Below are 16,338 nucleotides of genomic sequence, written 5' to 3' on the forward strand. Positions count from 1 at the left end.
TTCTTTATGTCCCATGCAGATAGAATTTGCAGTTTCGCGACAGGTTTCATGGTGTTGCCGCGCTTCGGGCACGTCATAGCGGCGGTGAGGAGAGTGGAGATTGGACCTGGCAACAATGATTCAGATCATGCTGACGGCGCTGGCGGTGCTGGCCATCGGGCTGGTGGCGATGCGCGTGATGCGGGCGCCGGCCGATCCGGCCGAGGGTGATGCGACCGCCACGACGGGACAGGCTGGCAGCACCGCCGGGCTGCTGCGCCCACGCAACGTCTATGGCGGGGCCGGCGTGCTGGTGCTGCTCGCCGGCGTCATCGCGCTCACCCGCCCAGCCGACAATGCGCCGGCTCCGGCTGATACGGCCGTCGCAGCAGCCCCGGTCTCGTTCGCGGCGACGCCGCTCGCCACCCGCTCGCTCGACGATGTCGACACGATGATGGCTCGACTTGAGCAGCGCCTGAAGGACAAGCCAGATGGGGAAGGCTACCGAATGCTGGGCTGGTCCTACCAGAACACCGGCCGGCCGGCCGAGGCGCTGAAGGCCTATGCCCGCGCCATCGAACTGCTGCCCGATCGCGCCGATATCCGCGCCGGTTACGGGGAAGCGATGGTCGGCGTGGCCAATGATGTAGTGACGCCCGAAGCCAAGGCCCAGTTCGACCGGGCGGCGCGGCTGGACCCGAAGGAGCCGCGCGCTCGCTTCTTCGCCGGCCTGTGGAAGCTGCAGCACGGCAAGCCGCGCGCCGCGCTTGATGACTGGATTGCGCTGTCGAACGACTGGTCGCCGGAGCAGCGCTGGCAGCCCGATGTCCGCCAGCGGATCGAGGCGCTTGCGGCCAGGGAGGGCGTGAACATCGCCGGTCGCCTGAAGCTGCTGACAGGCGCCGCCCAGCCCGTCTTTCCCGCCGGCGCCGCGCCGCCAGCCGCCGGGCAGGGCATCAGCGCCGAGGCTGTTAAGGCCGCGGACTCGCTGTCGGCGCCGGAACGCCAGGCGATGATTGACTCCATGGTCGAAGGCCTCGCCAATCGCTTGAAATCCAATCCCGGCGATCTCGACGGCTGGCTGAAGCTGATCCGCTCGCGCGTCGTGCTGAAGGACTTGGCCAGGGCCCGCGACGAGCTGGGCATGGCCCGCATGCAGTTTGCCGGCGATCCGGCGAAGCTCGCGCAGCTGAACGACCTCGCCGCCGAACTCGGGCTCCAGGCCGCGCCATGAACTTCGCCCCCTTGCTGCTTGCCTATGCGTTGCCCCTGCTGGCGCTGTGGATAGTCTGGACTGTGCGGCAGCGGCGGATCTCGGCGCGCAGCCTGGCCGTGCTGGAGGAGGCCCGCGCCGCCGGCCTGCACGAGCCGGCGTCGCTGCATCCGGTGATCGATCCGGCCCTGTGCCTTGGCTGCGCAGCCTGCGTGAAGGCCTGCCCTGAACACTCGATCCTGGGCCTTGTCGATGGCAAGGCCCGGCTGATCGAACCCAGCCATTGTGTTGGCCACGGGGCCTGTGCGGCGGCCTGCCCGACCAATGCAATCTCGCTCGTGTTCGGCACCGAAACCCGCGGGGTGGACATCCCGCTGGTCTCGCCCCGCTTCGAAACCAACGTGCCGGGCATCTTCATCGCCGGCGAATTGGGCGGCATGGGCCTCATCCGCAACGCGATCGAACAGGGTCGCCAGGCCATCGGCTTCATGGCCGCCAAGGCCAGATCCATGCCGGCCGACGATGGCAGGCTGGATGTGCTCATCATCGGCGCCGGCCCTGCCGGCATCGCCGCCAGCCTGGGCGCCATGGCGGCCGGCCTGCGCTTCAAGACCATCGAGCAATATAGCCTGGGCGGCACTGTCGCGCATTTCCCGCGCGGCAAGGTGGTGATGACAGCGCCGGCCGAGTTGCCGCTGGTGGGCCAGGTCAAGTTCGGCGAAGTCAGCAAGGAGACGTTGCTGGCCTTCTGGCACAAGGTGATCGGCGAGACCGGGCTGCAGATCAACGCCGAGGAACGGGTCGAGAAGATCCGGCCGGAAGCCGGCGGCTTTGTCGTCGAAACCACCAGGGGCGAACATCGCAGCAAGCTCATCCTGCTGGCAATCGGCCGGCGTGGCTCGCCGCGCCAGCTTGGCGTGGAGGGCGAGGAACTCGACAAGGTCGTCTATCGCCTGATCGATGCCGAACAATATCGCGGCCGCCACGTGCTGGTGGTGGGTGGCGGCGACAGCGCACTGGAGGCGGCCGGGTCATTGGCCGAACAGGACGGCACCACTGTGACCCTGAGCTATCGCGGCGATGCCTTTGGCCGCGCCCGCCCCAAGAATCGGCAACGGGTGGAGGCCGCCATCGCATCAGGGCAGATTGCGCTTCATCTCCAATCTCAGGTCACGCGCATCGCGCCGGATCACGTCGTGCTGGGAACGACCGGCGGGCAGATCACACTGCCGAATGACGACGTGATCATCTGCGCCGGCGGGGTGCTGCCCACCCAGTTCCTGCGGGACGTGGGCATCAGGGTCGAAACCAAGTTCGGCACCGCCTGATCGCCGTCGTTGATCGCCAGGGCCGCTGATCGTGCGGCAGCGGCCTTCAGTTTCGTGTCAGCTTCACGTGCCATTGCCCTGCATGGACGCCCTCAGGGAGGTGGGGCGCAGCATGCGCGTTTTACTGGTTCAGGACAGCATCGAGACCGCCGAACGCCTCTCCCTCGGCCTCACCCGGGCGGGATTTGTCGTGGAACATGCCGCCAATGGAGAGGCGGCGCTTGCCGGCCGCGAAACCGCCCAATTCGCGGCCCTGGTGGTGGATCTGCCCGGCTTGACGGGCATCGATTTCGTCGCGCGCTGGCGGGCCGCCGGCCACGACACGCCGATCCTGATCCTGAACGCCAGCGCCAAGCTGCAGGACAAGGTCGCCGGCCTGAATGCGGGCGGCGATGATTATGTCGTCAAGCCCGTGCACCTGACGGAAATCGTCGCCCGGCTGCATGCGCTGGTGCGGCGCTCGTTCAATCGGGCCGAGGCGCGGCTCGCGCTCGGCGCGCTCGAGCTTGATCCTGCCGGCAAGGCTGCCTGGCTGCATGGCCAGCCGGTTGCACTGACCCAGACCGAGTTCAAGCTGCTGCATCAGTTCCTGCTGCGGCCGCAGCTTGTCCTGTCAAAGGCGGAAATCCTCGACAATCTTTATCCGTCGCCCGAAGACCGCGACCCCAACACGGTGGAAGTCCATATCGGCCGGCTGCGCCGCAAGATCGGGCGATCGGCGATCAGGACGGTGCGCGGCCTCGGCTACCGGCTCCAGCTGTGAACGGCCGCGCGGCCCTGCTCGCCTGAATCACGCCTGTTTCACTGGGCGCTGTCGTCCGCTGCCGGTACGGCCGAACGCAGGATGATGCGCGCTTCCAGCCCGCCGCCCGGCCGGTTCGACAGGCTGATCTGGCCCGCCATGCGTTCGACAATCTGCTTGGCGATGGCGAGGCCGAGGCCGCTGCCGGACTGGCTCTTGTCGAGCCGCTGGAACCGCTCGAACACGCGGTCCAGTTCCGCCTCGGGAATGCCGCTTCCCGTATCCTGCACCAGCAACTCCACCGTGGCGTCCGGCCCTTTGTGCAGCACCACCGTCACCTCGCCGCCGGGCGGCGTGTAGCGCAGGGCATTCTGCAACAGGTTGCGCACCAGCATGGCCAGCGCATCGGGTTGCACCATGGCCCACACGTCCGGCGCGATATCGGCGCCAAACTCCAGCTGGCGATCAAGCGCCGCCGGCACATGTTGCCGGCAGATCGCCTCGACAATCGGCGAGATGGCGGTGGGTTCCGGCGGCATCGCGGCGTTGATGCGGTTGATCTGCAACAGCTGTTCAATCACCGCGATGGTCCGGTCCGTGGCCCGCACCAGCTTTTCGGCGTCCTGCTGTTCGCTTGGCGACCCCACGGAGCGGGCCATGATCTGCGCGCGCGCCTTCAGGGCAGCCAGCGGCGTGCGCAATTCATGCGCGGCGTTGTCGGCAAACTGGCGTTCACGCGACACGACGGTGGCCAGGCGATCCAGCATGCCATTGAAGGCCTTGAACAGCGGCAGCACCTCGATCGGGATGCGGATGCCCCTGAGCGGACTGAGATCGTCCGGCGCGCGGGCGTCGAGCGCCGCCGAGATGTCCCGCATTGGTCGGAACACGGTGGTCAGCTGGTGCTGCGCCAGCAGCAGCACGATCACCAAGGCCAGGCCCATCGGCAAGGCGAGGCTCATCAAGACCTGTTCGCGCAGCCGGGAGCGGGTGCGCAACGGCTCCGAAATCTCGATGGTGATGGCGGTTCCGTCAGCCCGTGCCGTCAGGGCGAAGGTGCGATAGCGTTCGCCGTTCAGCATCCGGGTCGAGAAGCCCGGCTCCGGACGACGGGCAGCAAGCCCGGCCGGCACCTGGGTCTGGGTCATGATCGTACCGCTGGACCAGATGCGAAAGAAGCTGCCGGGTTCCAGCACATTGCGCATGCCGGCGGCCTCGGCGGTTTCGATCACGCCCAGCATTTCCCCTTCCACGGCCTCATGGCGCGAGAGCATCAGCAGGAAGCCAGCTTCCTGGCGCAACTGGTCGTCGCGCATCTTTTCGATGCCGCGATCGGCAAACCAGCCTGTGAGCAGCACCGTGACCAGCATGGCGAAGACCAGCGGCATCGCCAGCGCCGACAGGGAGGCCCGCCGCAGCGAGTAGGTTTTCATGGCGCCCGGGGGATCACGTAGCCCAACCCGCGAATGGTCTTGATCATGTCCCGGCCAAGCTTGCGCCGCAGATGGGAGACGTGGACCTCCACGGCGTTGCTCTCCACCATCTCGTTCCAGCGATAGAGGCGTTCCTCGATCTGTTTGCGGCTGATCACCCGGCCGATGTTGGAAACCAGCACGTCGAAGATCGCCAGTTCCCTGGCCGAAAGCGGTACGTTCTGGCCTTCGCGCAGCACGATCTGGGCCGATGGCTCATAGCTGAGCGCGCCATGCTGGATCATCGGGCTGGCCCGGCCGTGGGCGCGGCGGCGCAGCGCTTCGCAGCGGGCCGTCAGTTCATCGAGATCGAAGGGCTTGGTGACATAATCATCGGCGCCGGTATTCAGCCCGGCGATGCGATCGGCCACGCTGTCTCGGGCCGTGAGGATCAGCACGGGTTCGCTGCGGCCGGCCGCGCGCCAGCGCCGCAACAGGTCGAGCCCCGAACCATCCGGCATCGACAGATCGAGGATCACCAGATCGACAGGTTCGGTCATGATCGCCAGTTCGGCATCGGCCAGGGTCTCGACCCACTCGACGCCGAATCGCGAACCCAGCCCGTCAACGATGGCCGCTGCCAGCATGCGATCGTCTTCGACCAGCAAGATCTTCACACCTGCCTCTCCCCACACGGCACGGCAGCGTCATCCCTGTGTTGAGATCAAGGTTAAGGGCCGAAGCCTTTGTTCACAACCCGGCTTCAGTGTGAGGGCAATGCTCGGCGGTGGAAGGGGGAGCCGAACTGGTAGACGGCAGGCCAGATGCGGAACGCGAGGAGGCGCTGCAGACAATTCCACCGCAAAGTCAGATTGTTGGAAATCCCACGCTGGCTCCCCGGGCAGGATTCGAACCTGCGACAACTCGATTAACAGTCGAGGGCTCTACCGCTGAGCTACCGAGGAACAGCGTGGGAGCGCTCCCTTAGCGGCGGCGGGGGGGCTTGCCAAGGCCAAAAATCGCCCGGCCTAGCTGGCGAACTGTTCCAGGCTGATGCGGTCGTCGAGCGCATATTCGGGGTCGAACAGCAGCGTGAGGCTGATGCTGCGGTCGATCGCCACCTTCACATGGGCTACGTCGCGCACTTCCATCTGGTCGGCCACGGCCGAGATCGGGCGCTTCTTGGCTTCGTGAACCTCAAATTCGATCACGCTGGCCGAAGGCAGCAGGGCGCCGCGCCAGCGCCGAGGGCGGAAGGGCGAGATCGGGGTGAGGGCGAGCAGATCGGCCTCCAGCGGCAGTATGGGCCCGTTGGCAGACAGGTTGTAGGCGGTGGAGCCGGCCGGGGTGGCCACCAGTACGCCATCGCAGGTCAGTTCCTCCATGCGCAGCTTGCCGTCGATGGCGATGCCGATCTTGGCGGCCTGGCGGGTTTCGCGCAGCAGCGACACCTCGTTGATCGCCGGATGGGTGACCGTGCGGCCCGAGGCAGTGGTGGCTGTCATCTGCAGCGGGTGCAGCACGAAATTCTTGGCCGCGGCCACCCGCTTTTCCAGTCCGCCCTGCTTGAAATCATTCATCAGGAACCCGACCGTGCCGCGGTTCATGCCAAACATCGGCTTGGGATCCTGGACCTGCATGGCCTCGTGCAGGCAGTGCAGCAGGAAGCCGTCGCCGCCCAGCGCCACCACCACGTCGGCCTCGCGGACAGCCACGAACTCATGCGTCTTGCGCAGGGCCTCGCCGGCGGCGCGGGCGACATGGCTGTCGGAAACGAGCAGCGCCAATTTCATCGCTTTTGGTTCCTCAGCCGCCCGTCAGGCTCATGTGGCGGGCCACGGCCGGCCGGGCGCCGCGCCGATCAATAACAAAATCATGGCCCTTGGGCTTGCGCGATATTGCTTCGTCGAGTGCGGCATCGAGCGCGGCGGCATCGCTGCCCACCCGCCGGATGATGGCACGCAGATCGGCCTGATCATCCTGGCCCAGGCACATGTAAAGCTGCCCGGTCGCGGTCAGCCGCACGCGGTTGCAGCTCTCGCAGAAATTGTGGGTGAGGGGGGTGATGAAACCGAGTTGCAGGCCGAGTTCCTCCACGCGCACATAGCGGGCCGGGCCGCCGGTGCGGTATGGCAAGTCGGTGAGCGTGTAGCGCTGGGCCAGGTCGCGGCGGACTTTTGACAGCGGCAAATATTGATCGACCCGGTCTTCGCCTATCTCGCCCAGCGGCATCGTCTCAATCAGCGTCAGATCATGGCCGCCTGCTGCTGCAAACTCCAACAGCGCCTCGATCTCGTCGGCATTTTCGTGCGCCAGCGCCACGGTGTTGAGCTTGACCTGAAGGCCGGCCGCCCTGGCAGCGGCAATCCCGTCGAGCACCTGGGTCAGCCGGCCCCAGCGCGTGATGCGGGCGAATTTTTCCGCGTCGAGCGTGTCGAGGCTGATGTTGACCCGGCGCACCCCGGCAGCAAACAGCGCCTCGGCATGGCGCGCCATCTGGCTGCCGTTGCTGGTCAGCGTCAGTTCGTCGAGATCGCCGGTCTTCAGGTGCCGGCCCAGGCTGGTGACCAGATCGATGATGCCGCGCCGCACCAGCGGTTCGCCGCCGGTCAGCCGGAGCTTGCGGGTGCCACGACGGATGAAGGCCGAGGCGATGCGGTCAATCTCTTCGAGGCTGAGCACTTCGTTCTTGGGCAGAAACGTCATGTCTTCGGCCATGCAATAGACGCAGCGGAAATCGCAGCGATCGGTGACCGATACCCTGAGATAGGAAATGGCGCGGCCGAACGGATCGACCAGCGGCCGCGCCGCATGACTGGTTTCACCCAACATGAGCGGGAGCCTGTGGCACGCCTGCATCGCTTGGCAAGAGGTTTCGCGCATTCTGTTGTGCATGGGTTGATTGCCGGACTGGACAGGCTCAACATTACGCGGCATCGGAAATGGTGCTTGTAACGCGTAAAGACAGGGGCAGGTTCCGGACGTCATGGGCGATATGCACGCCGAACCGGTATTGATCGTTTCACCACGTTATGCGGATGACGTGGCCGCCATGGTGTCTGCCTCTGGCCAGACGCCGCGCGTGGAGCGCCGCGCCGAACTGGCCGCTGGCCGCTTTGCCGCCGAACCCGTCCGCGTGGTGGTGGTTGATGCGCGTGGTGCGCTGGGGGCGGGCCTCGCTGTGGCCCGATCACTGGGGCAGGCGGTGGAGAACCGCCGCGGTGCCATGCTGGTGCTGCTCTCACGCAACGACGCCGATGCCGCCGATGCGGCACGTGATGCCGGCGCCACGTCTGTGATGGTCTCTCCCTTCGGCTCCGACAGTTTTGCCACGGCGCTGCGCCTTGCCGGCCGCCACGCCGATCGGCTGGCGGCGGCCGCTGCTGCGCCCCTGCCGCCCGGCAGCGGTGATGCTGACCGGCTGACCGGGCTGGCCACCGCCGAACGGCTGCAGCAGTGGCTGGCCGATCAGCGTGCCGCCGGCACGCCGTGCGGCGTTATGGTGATCGGCGTCGGCCGTTTTGCCCAGATCAACACCATCTATGGCCGCGATGTCGCCGATCGCCTGCTAGCGGTGATCGCGCGCCGGCTCGGCCCCATCGCCGATGCCCGCACCCAGAGCGGCGAGCTGCGCCTTTTGGCCCGCATGACAGCGGCCGAATTCGCGCTCGGCATTTCCGGCACTGCCGCCGCCAACCGGCTGGAGCGCCTGGCCCGCCAACTGCTGCGCGGCTTCGAACGGCCCTTTGCCATCGATGACCGGCTGATCCATGTCTCCGGCCGCGCCGGCATCGCTTGGGACGATGGCAGCATGGAAGGCGAACCGGAACTGATCGCCAACGCGCTGGTGCGCGAAGCCTCCATCGCCCTGTCGGACGCGCGCGGGCGCGAACCCGGCGCCGTCGCCCGCTTCCACCAGGAAAGCGACCGCGAGGCGCTGGCGCGGCGGGCGGACCTCGAATCCGATTTATTCGGCGCCCTGAAGGACGGCGGCATCACCATCTTGTTCCAGCCGCAGGCCAGCCTGTCCGACGGCCTCGTCGGTGGGGTGGAGGCGCTGTCGCGCTGGGATCACCCGCTGCACGGCCGACTGTCGGCGGTCACCCTGCTTGAAACCGCCGCCTCGGCCGAACTGGCCTTGGCCGTGGGTCGCCATATCCGTTCCCGCGCCATCGCCACGGCGGCGGCGTGGACGGGGGCGCTGGCCGATCTCAAGCTGTCCCTGAACGTCACCGCCGCCGATCTCGCCGATCCGGAATTCATTGATTCACTGGCCAAGGATCTCACCTCCTCTGGCCTGTCGCCGCGCCGGTTGGTGATCGAGGTGACCGAAGAGGCCATCATCAACGATCTCGACGCCGCCGCCGCCACGCTGTCGCTGCTGCGCCGCGACGGGGTCGGCATCGCGCTCGACGATTTCGGCGCCGGCTATTCCAGCCTGGCGCGGCTGGCCCGCCTCCCGGTCGATACCATCAAGCTCGATCGCAGCTTCGCCCAGGGCCTAACCGGCAGCGAACGCGAACGCATCGTGGTGGAAGGCATGATCGCCACCGCCCGGCGCCTGGGCCTGACCGTGGTGGCCGAAGGCATCGAGGACGACGTGCAACTCGCCGCCGCCCGCGCCGCCGGCTGCCAATGGGTGCAAGGCTATTGCGTGGCCCCGCCACTCGACGTGTCGGCGCTGGTGCCGTTCTGCACGCGGCGCCGCACGAAGACGAGCGTGGCGTCCTGAGAGGCCCCTTACCTCCTGTTGAACTTTGATTTGAACACTGCCGGCCGCATCGGCGCTTTTGGCGGCGGCAGCGGCTTGGCCGCCGGCTTTGCGACGGGCTTCAACTTCGCGCCGGCGGCGAGTTTGGACAGCGCCGAGGCGATGGCGAGCGCGCCTTTCAAGCGGGTGCGGTCGTCGCCCCAGTCGGCGGCGATGAAGAGTTTCTGGTCTGGTCGCACCCTGGCGCGCTCGCCGAGGCGGGCGATGTAATCCATCAGCGCGTCGGGGTTGGCGAAGCGGTCGTGCTGGAAGGTGACGAGCCCGCCCTTGCGGCCGGCTTCCAGCTTGGCGATGCCGGCGGTGATGCACGCCTGCTTGATCTCGATGACGGAGAGCAGGTTTTCGACTTCAGAGGGCAGCTTGCCGAAGCGGTCGATCATTTCGGCGGCGAGGCTGTCGATGCCGCTGCGGCCATCGATCTCGTTGAGGCGGCGGTAGAGCGCCATGCGCACGTTCAAATCGGGCACGTAGTGATCGGGGATGAGGATCGGCACTTCGGCGGTGATCTGGGGTGAGAAGGCCTCGGCGGGGGGCTTCATGCCGGCGGCTTCGGCCTTGGCTTCCAGGATCGCCTCTTCCAGCATCGATTGGTAGAGTTCGAAGCCGATCTCCTTGATATGCCCGGATTGTTCGTCGCCCAAGAGGTTGCCGGCGCCGCGCTGATCGAGATCGTGGCTGGCCAGCTGGAAGCCGGCGCCCAGCGTGTCGAGCTGGGACAGCACCTGCAGCCGCTTTTCGGCGCCTTCGGTGATGGACTGGCCGGCGGCGGTGGTGAGATAGGCATAGGCGCGGGTCTTGCCGCGGCCAACGCGGCCACGGATCTGGTAAAGCTGGGCGAGGCCGAAGCGATCGGCGCGGTGGACGATCAGCGTGTTGGCGGACGGGATGTCGAGGCCGCTCTCGATGATGGTGGTGGAGAGCAGGACGTCATAACGCTTGTCGTAGAAGGCGCTCATGCGCTCCTCGACCTGGGATGGTGCCATCTGGCCATGGGCAGTGATCGGCTTCACCTCCGGCACCTGTTCGCGCAAAAACTCCTCGATATCGGCCAGATCGGCGATGCGCGGCACCACGAAGAAGCTCTGCCCGCCGCGATAATGTTCGCGCAGCAGCGCCTCGCGGATCACCACCTCGTCGAACGGGCTCACATAGGTGCGCACGGCGAGGCGATCCACCGGCGGGGTGGCAATGATCGACATTTCGCGCAAGCCGGTCAGCGCCATCTGCAGCGTGCGCGGGATCGGCGTGGCGGTGAGGGTGAGCACGTGGACATCGGCCTTCAACGCCTTCAGCCGCTCCTTGTGGACGACGCCGAAGCGCTGCTCCTCGTCGACGATCACCAGACCGAGCCGCTTGAACTCGACCGATTTGGCCAGGATGGCGTGGGTGCCGACGATGATGTCGATTGTGCCGTCGACCAGGCCGTCACGCGCCGCCTTGGCATCGGCGGCGTTGACCAGGCGGGAGAGGTGGCGCACTTCGACGGGCAGGCCGACGAAACGCTCGCGGAAATTCTGGTAATGCTGGCGGGCGAGCAACGTCGTCGGGCAGACGACGGCGACCTGCATGCCGGACAGCGCAGCCGCATAAGCGGCGCGCAGGGCGACCTCGGTCTTGCCGAAGCCGACATCGCCGCACACCAGCCGGTCCATCGGGCGGCCGGAGGTGAGGTCATCCACAACATCGCCGATGGCCTTCAACTGGTCGTCGGTCTCGGCATAGGGGAAGCGGTCCACGAAGGCGGCCATGCCGTGGGGATCGATGCTGACCGGTTCGCCTTCGCGCAGCGCCCGCGCTGCCGCAGTCGCCAGCAATTCGCCGGCGATCTCGCGGATACGGTTCTTCATCCGCGCCTTGCGCGTGCTCCAGGCGACGCCGCCCAGCTTGTCGAGGCCAACGCCTTCGCTATCGCTGCCATAGCGGGTGAGGACGTCGATATTCTCGACCGGCACGTAGAGCTTGTCGCCGCCGTCGTAGGTGAGGGCCACGCAGTCGTGCGGCTTGCCACCGATCGGGATCGCCATCAGGCCTTCGTAGCGGCCGATGCCATGATCGCGGTGGACGATGAGATCGCCCGGCGTCAGCATCGCCAGTTCGGCCAGGAAGGCATCGGCCTTGCGCGCCGATCGCGCCTTTCTGACCAGGCGGTCGCCCAGCATATCCTGTTCGGTGAGCAGGGTGAGGGTGCCGCGTGGTTCGGTCCGGGTGAAGCCATGGTCGAGCGGCAGCACGGTGAGCACAATCTGGCCGGACGCGGCGAGGCCCAGCGCTTCCTGCCAGTGATCGGCAGTGGCGAGCCGGGTCACGCCTTCATCGGCGAGCAGACCCTTCAACCGCTCGCGGGCGCCGCCGGAATAGCTGGCGAGGATGACGCGGTCGCCGGCATCGCGGCGGGCCTCGATATGGGCCTTGATCGCGGCATAGACCGGCGCGCCGCCATTGGCCTGGGCGACGCGTTCCGGCGCGAAATCACGCGCCGGCACCGCATCACAATCAATGGCAAACAGCGTGCCCGACGCGACGGCGTGCGGGCTGCTGGCGTGGACGGCGTGGGCGCTGAGCCGCTCCGCCCATTCGTCGCGCGACAGGTAGAGCGCGTCTGGCGGCAGCGGGCGGTAACTGCCCTTCTTCTGGGACAGGGCGGCCACCCGGTTGTCGTGATAATCGGCAATGGCATCGAAGCGGTCGGCGGCGGCCTTTTCGGCACCGGCATCGCGCACCAGCACATCATCGGCGCCCAGCCAGTCGAACAGGGTGACCAGGCCAGGCTCGAACAGCGGCAACCAGTGCTCCATGCCGGCCAGCCGGCGGCCGTCGGAAACGGCTTCGTAGAGCGGATCACCGGTGGCGGTGGCGCCAAAGCGCTCCAGCCAGCCGGCGCGGAAGGCCTTGATGCGGCCTTCGTCGAGCAGCACTTCCGAAACGGGCAGCAGGTCAAAGCCATCGGCCGGGCCCAGGCTGCGCTGGCTGGCGGGATCGAAACGGCGAATGGATTCAATCTCGTCGCCGAAGAAGTCGAGACGCAGTGCGAACTCTTCGCCCGATGGCATCACGTCCACCAGGCCGCCGCGCAGGGCATATTCGCCGGGCTCCACCACCGTATCGACGCGGACAAAGCCGTTGGCGGCGAGCTTCAGCGCCAGGGCGTTGCGATCGATGCGGCTGCCGGGCTTCAGCCGCGCCGACAGGCTGGCGATGCGGGCTTTCGGCAGGCAGCGCTGGCTGATGGCGTTGACCGTGGTGATGACCAGTTCGGCGCCCTTCTGCGGCTCGGCCAGGGCGGCCAGCGCGGCAACGCGTTCGGCGGCGGCCTTCAGTGACGGCGAAGCGCGGTCATAGGGCAGGCAATCCCAGGCCGGCAGCACGGTGATGGCAATTTCCGGCGCGAAATAGGCCGCGGCTTCGGCGACGGCACGGGCCTGGGCTTCGTCGGCGGCGATGAACCAGGCCCGGCCCTTGGCGGCGCGCGCCACGTCGGCCATCAGCCAGGGCAGATAGCCGCCGGCACAGCGCGCCAGCGTCACCGGCCGCCGCGATTCCACGAAACGCTGCAGGTCGATCATTTGGTCACTTCAACATAATCAAGCTTCTTCAGAAGCTGCATCAGCTCGCCATCCAGCCGCGCCGGGGGCACCGCCGTGCCGAAGGCCCAGGCCAATATGTCGACATCCTGTTCTTCCAGCAGCGCCTCGAACCAGTGCAGCGCCGCCTCGTCCCACCGGGCGTGATGCCGGGCAAAGAAGCCGCCGACCACCAGGTCGGCCTCCTTGGTGCCGCGATGGGTGGCGCGATACTTGGCCTTGCGCAGCCGCAGTTCCAAAGGCTCGACCTGGTTGTCGTTCATGCGCAGACCTTCCAAACGATATTGCCGCGCAGGCGTTTCAAACGGCCAGCGCGGTGCTATCACTCCAGCGATAGCCATGCGCCCTGCCATCCTCAACCCCCTGTTCGCCGAAGTGGCCGCGTTGAAGGGCGTCGGTTCGGCGCAGGTGCGGCAATTGGCTCGGCTGAAGATTAGCCGGGCGCTCGATCTCGCCTTCCATTTGCCGACCATGGTGATTGACCGGCTGGCGGTGGACCGCGTTGATGAATCTTTGGTCGGCCGGCCCATCGTGGTGCCCCTCACGCCCGCCCGTCATGACCGTGGTGGCCCGCGCAGCCCCTTGCGGGTGGCCGCCGTGGACCGCGGTGGCCAGTGGGTGGACCTGACATTCTTTGGCCAGACCGCCAATTGGGCCCAGACCAAGCTGCCGATCGGCGTGGAGAAGCGGGTGATCGGCAAGCTCGACCGCTATGGCCAGAAACTGCAGATCGCCCATCCCGAAGTGTTGGCGATGGACGGCCCGACCCCGCCGCCGCTGCGCGAGCCGGTCTATCCGCTGACCGAGGGCATCACCAACCGCCGCATGAGCCAGCTGGTCGCCGAAGCGCTGGGCCGGGTGCCGGCGTTGGCGGAATGGATCGAGCCGAGCGTGATCGAGCGCCAGGGCTGGGCGCCGTTTGCCGACTCGTTGAAGGCAGCGCACCGGATGGAAGGCGCCAGAAACGCGTCGCTTGACCGGCTGGCCTACGACGAACTGCTGGCCAACCAGCTGGCGCTGCTGCTGGTGCGGGCTGACACGCGGGCGCGGCGCGGGCGGGCGTTGGCAGGCACGGGCCGGCTGGTGCAGCCGCTGATGGCGAGCCTGCCGTGGGCGCTGACCAATGCGCAGAATCGCGTGATCGGCGAGATCAGCGGCGACATGGCGCAGGCCCAACCGATGCTCCGCCTGCTGCAGGGTGACGTGGGATCGGGCAAGACGCTGGTCGGCTTGATCGCCATGCTGACGGCGGTGGAGGCCGGCACCCAGGCCGCGCTGCTGGCGCCGACGGAGATCCTCGCCCGCCAGCATCACGCCACGCTCACCAAGCTCGCCGCCGGGCTGCCGGTGCGCATCGAGCTGCTGACCGGGCGTGACAAGGGCAAGGCGCGGGAAGCGCTGCTCGCCGATCTCGCGGCGGGGCGGATCGACATCTTGGTCGGCACCCACGCCATCTTCCAGGAGGCGGTGGAGTATCACGATCTCGGCCTGGTCGTGGTGGATGAGCAGCATCGCTTCGGTGTCGCCCAGCGGCTGCTGCTGGCCAACAAGGCCCGGGTGCCGCCGCACGTACTGGCGATGACCGCAACGCCGATCCCGCGCAGCTTGGCGCTGACGCGCTTTGGCGAAATGGACCAGAGCCAGATCGACGAGCGCCCACCGGGGCGACAGCCGATCGAGACGCGGGTGACGGCGCGTTTCGAGGATGTGGCGGCCGGCCTCGCCCGTCATGTCGAGGGTGGTGGCCAGGCCTATTGGGTGTGCCCGCTGGTCGATGGCACGGAGGATGAAGACGAAGCCGCCGCCACCACCCGCGCCGCCTTCCTGAAAGTGCGGCTGGGCGAAGGCAAGGTCGGCCTGGCGCACGGCAAGATGAAGGGGCCGGACAAGGATGCGGTGATGGCCGATTTCGCTGCCGGGCGGCTCGCCGTGCTGGTAGCGACGACGGTGATCGAGGTTGGCGTCGATGTGCCCAATGCCACGCTGATGATCATCGAGGCGGCCGAACGCTTCGGGCTGGCGCAGCTGCACCAGTTGCGCGGGCGGGTCGGGCGGGGCAGTGGCCACAGCGTGTGCCTGCTGCTGCGCGGCGAAGAGCTTTCCGAAACCGCGCGCAGCCGGCTGAAGCTGATGCGCGAGACCAACGATGGCTTCCGCATTGCCGAGGAGGATCTGCGTCTGCGCGGGGCGGGCGAGATATTGGGCACGCGCCAATCGGGGGAAGAGGCCTTCCACTTTGCCGATCCCGAACGGGTGCAGACATATGTCACCATGGCCCGCGATGATGCGCGGCTGCTGCTCGATCGCGATGGCGGGCTGGATGGCGCACGTGGCCAGGCGGCGCGGGTGCTGCTCTATCTGTTCGAACGGGATGCCGGTGTGGCATTGCTGCGGTCAGGATAAGGGATCCGGCCATGCATCCGAATGATCTTGCCTTGCTGCAGCAGGCGCTAGCGGCGTTGCGCGCCGGCCAGCCAGGCCAGGCCGGCGCACTGCTGACGCGCGTCTCTGCGGCCGGTCAGCAGCATCCCGACACGCTCTATGTTGCGGCACTGGCCGCCGAGGCGCTTGGCCAGCTCGAGGGCGCCGAGCAATGTTTTGTCGCCGCCATCACCGCCAATCCGCGCAACCCCGGCTATCGCAACAGTTTCGCGCTGTTCCTGCACCGCCAGGGCCGGCTGGCCGAAGCGGTGGCCGAGCTGGAAGCCGCAGTGGCCGCCGTGCCGGGCCATGGCGAGGCGTGGGTCAATCTGGCGCTGTTCCGGCAGGATCGCGCCGAAATGGTGGGCGCTCAGGCCGCGCTCGACAAGGCGCGGGCACTGGAAGGCAATAGCCCCCGCGTGCTCGCGCTGTCCGGCGCCCTGGCGCAGGAGCGCGGCGATGCGCCGGCGGCGCGCGGCTTTTTCACACAGGCGCTTGGCCTGCGGCCCGATGACAATGGCGCCCGGCTGCGGCTGGCCAAGGCGCTGATGCAGCAGGGCGATTTCGATGGCGCGCTGGCCGTGATCGCGGCCGCGGCCAATCCCGATCCGGTGCTGGCGGCGCAAACGGGCGACATCTTGGTGGAGGCCGGCCGGCTGGATGAGGCCATCGCGGCCTATCGCGATGTGCTGGCGCGCTGGCCGCAGCATCATCCGGTGCTCACCGCGCTCACCTTTCTCATCATGCAGGCCAGCGCCGGCGCCAATCGTGACGCCGCGCTCGACCTGTTCGAGCCGGTTTTGGGGCCAGCCGCGCCGGCCGAGCTGTGGCAGGCCGCGCTCAATGCTGCGATCGGGCTGGGCGACGGCGCCCGCACCGCGCGCTGGGCGG

The 16,338-nt window shown here is 67.5% G+C and carries 12 protein-coding genes and 1 tRNA gene; 6 read left to right on the forward strand and 7 right to left on the reverse strand.

Annotated features, from left to right (window positions below):
* The first annotated feature begins 115 nt into the window (after nt 1–115).
* From GJ693_RS03250 to GJ693_RS03260, 3 genes are all read left to right on the forward strand, one after another.
* A complete protein-coding gene (locus GJ693_RS03250) occupies nt 116–1,213 on the forward strand; it encodes a tetratricopeptide repeat protein (protein WP_156254906.1) in 1,098 nt (365 codons plus the stop codon).
* Nucleotides 1,210–2,520, forward strand: coding sequence for an NAD(P)-binding domain-containing protein (locus GJ693_RS03255; RefSeq protein WP_156254907.1), 1,311 nt, complete (start codon nt 1,210–1,212; stop codon nt 2,518–2,520). Before GJ693_RS03250 ends, GJ693_RS03255 begins: the two co-directional genes overlap by 4 nt.
* 112 nt (nt 2,521–2,632) lie before the next feature.
* On the forward strand, nt 2,633–3,283 hold the full coding sequence (locus tag GJ693_RS03260; RefSeq protein ID WP_156254908.1) for a response regulator transcription factor: 651 nt from the start codon (nt 2,633–2,635) through the stop codon (nt 3,281–3,283).
* 38 nt (nt 3,284–3,321) lie between these two features.
* Here GJ693_RS03260 and GJ693_RS03265 read toward each other — a convergent pair whose 3' ends face one another.
* The 5 genes from GJ693_RS03265 to moaA form a co-directional block, all read right to left on the reverse strand.
* On the reverse strand, nt 3,322–4,695 hold the full coding sequence (locus tag GJ693_RS03265) for a sensor histidine kinase (protein WP_156254909.1): 1,374 nt from the start codon (nt 4,693–4,695) through the stop codon (nt 3,322–3,324).
* A complete protein-coding gene (locus GJ693_RS03270) occupies nt 4,692–5,351 on the reverse strand; it encodes a response regulator (RefSeq protein WP_156254910.1) in 660 nt (219 codons plus the stop codon). The genes GJ693_RS03265 and GJ693_RS03270 overlap by 4 nt, the downstream gene beginning before the upstream one ends.
* A 213-nt stretch (nt 5,352–5,564) precedes the next feature.
* Nucleotides 5,565–5,639, reverse strand: a tRNA-Asn gene (locus GJ693_RS03275).
* A 63-nt stretch (nt 5,640–5,702) separates the two neighbouring features.
* A complete protein-coding gene (locus GJ693_RS03280; RefSeq protein ID WP_156254911.1) occupies nt 5,703–6,467 on the reverse strand; it encodes an NAD kinase in 765 nt (254 codons plus the stop codon).
* Nucleotides 6,468–6,480: 13 nt separating this feature from the next.
* A complete protein-coding gene (moaA, locus tag GJ693_RS03285) occupies nt 6,481–7,506 on the reverse strand; it encodes a GTP 3',8-cyclase MoaA (protein ID WP_235902595.1) in 1,026 nt (341 codons plus the stop codon).
* Between the two features lie 154 nt (nt 7,507–7,660).
* On the opposite strand from moaA, the gene GJ693_RS03290 reads away from it, so the two are divergent.
* Entirely contained in the window at nt 7,661–9,406 is a 1,746-nt protein-coding gene (locus GJ693_RS03290; protein WP_156254912.1) for a putative bifunctional diguanylate cyclase/phosphodiesterase, read from the forward strand.
* A gap of 8 nt (nt 9,407–9,414) precedes the next feature.
* On the opposite strand, the gene mfd is transcribed toward GJ693_RS03290, so the two are convergent.
* Both mfd and GJ693_RS03300 read right to left on the reverse strand, forming a co-directional pair.
* A complete protein-coding gene (mfd, locus tag GJ693_RS03295; RefSeq protein ID WP_156254913.1) occupies nt 9,415–13,008 on the reverse strand; it encodes a transcription-repair coupling factor in 3,594 nt (1,197 codons plus the stop codon).
* Entirely contained in the window at nt 13,005–13,289 is a 285-nt protein-coding gene (locus tag GJ693_RS03300) for an FAD assembly factor SdhE (protein WP_156254914.1), read from the reverse strand. Before GJ693_RS03300 ends, mfd begins: the two co-directional genes overlap by 4 nt.
* 76 nt (nt 13,290–13,365) lie before the next feature.
* Here GJ693_RS03300 and recG point away from each other — a divergent pair, with 76 nt between their 5' ends.
* Nucleotides 13,366–15,429 (forward strand): ATP-dependent DNA helicase RecG, encoded by a 2,064-nt coding sequence (gene recG, locus GJ693_RS03305; protein ID WP_156254915.1) that lies wholly within the window; start codon nt 13,366–13,368, stop codon nt 15,427–15,429.
* A gap of 11 nt (nt 15,430–15,440) precedes the next feature.
* Nucleotides 15,441–16,338, forward strand: an 898-nt coding sequence (locus GJ693_RS03310) for a tetratricopeptide repeat protein (protein WP_156254916.1), incomplete at its 3' end; no start/stop codon positions are given.

It is taken from the genome of Sandarakinorhabdus oryzae, from assembly GCF_009733735.1.
Classification (GTDB): domain Bacteria; phylum Pseudomonadota; class Alphaproteobacteria; order Sphingomonadales; family Sphingomonadaceae; genus Sandarakinorhabdus; species Sandarakinorhabdus oryzae.

What these genes read in the sequence shown, in the direction of transcription:
- GJ693_RS03250 (WP_156254906.1), top strand. Translation starts at nt 116, where the DNA reads ATGATTCAGATCATGCTGACGGCGCTGGCGGTGCTGGCCATCGGGCTG.
- GJ693_RS03255 (WP_156254907.1), top strand. Translation starts at nt 1,210, where the DNA reads ATGAACTTCGCCCCCTTGCTGCTTGCCTATGCGTTGCCCCTGCTGGCG.
- GJ693_RS03260 (WP_156254908.1), top strand. Translation starts at nt 2,633, where the DNA reads ATGCGCGTTTTACTGGTTCAGGACAGCATCGAGACCGCCGAACGCCTC.
- GJ693_RS03265 (WP_156254909.1), bottom strand. Translation starts at nt 4,695, where the DNA reads ATGAAAACCTACTCGCTGCGGCGGGCCTCCCTGTCGGCGCTGGCGATG.
- GJ693_RS03280 (WP_156254911.1), bottom strand. Translation starts at nt 6,467, where the DNA reads ATGAAATTGGCGCTGCTCGTTTCCGACAGCCATGTCGCCCGCGCCGCC.
- moaA (WP_235902595.1), bottom strand. Translation starts at nt 7,506, where the DNA reads ATGTTGGGTGAAACCAGTCATGCGGCGCGGCCGCTGGTCGATCCGTTC.
- GJ693_RS03290 (WP_156254912.1), top strand. Translation starts at nt 7,661, where the DNA reads ATGGGCGATATGCACGCCGAACCGGTATTGATCGTTTCACCACGTTAT.
- mfd (WP_156254913.1), bottom strand. Translation starts at nt 13,008, where the DNA reads ATGATCGACCTGCAGCGTTTCGTGGAATCGCGGCGGCCGGTGACGCTG.
- GJ693_RS03300 (WP_156254914.1), bottom strand. Translation starts at nt 13,289, where the DNA reads ATGAACGACAACCAGGTCGAGCCTTTGGAACTGCGGCTGCGCAAGGCC.
- recG (WP_156254915.1), top strand. Translation starts at nt 13,366, where the DNA reads ATGCGCCCTGCCATCCTCAACCCCCTGTTCGCCGAAGTGGCCGCGTTG.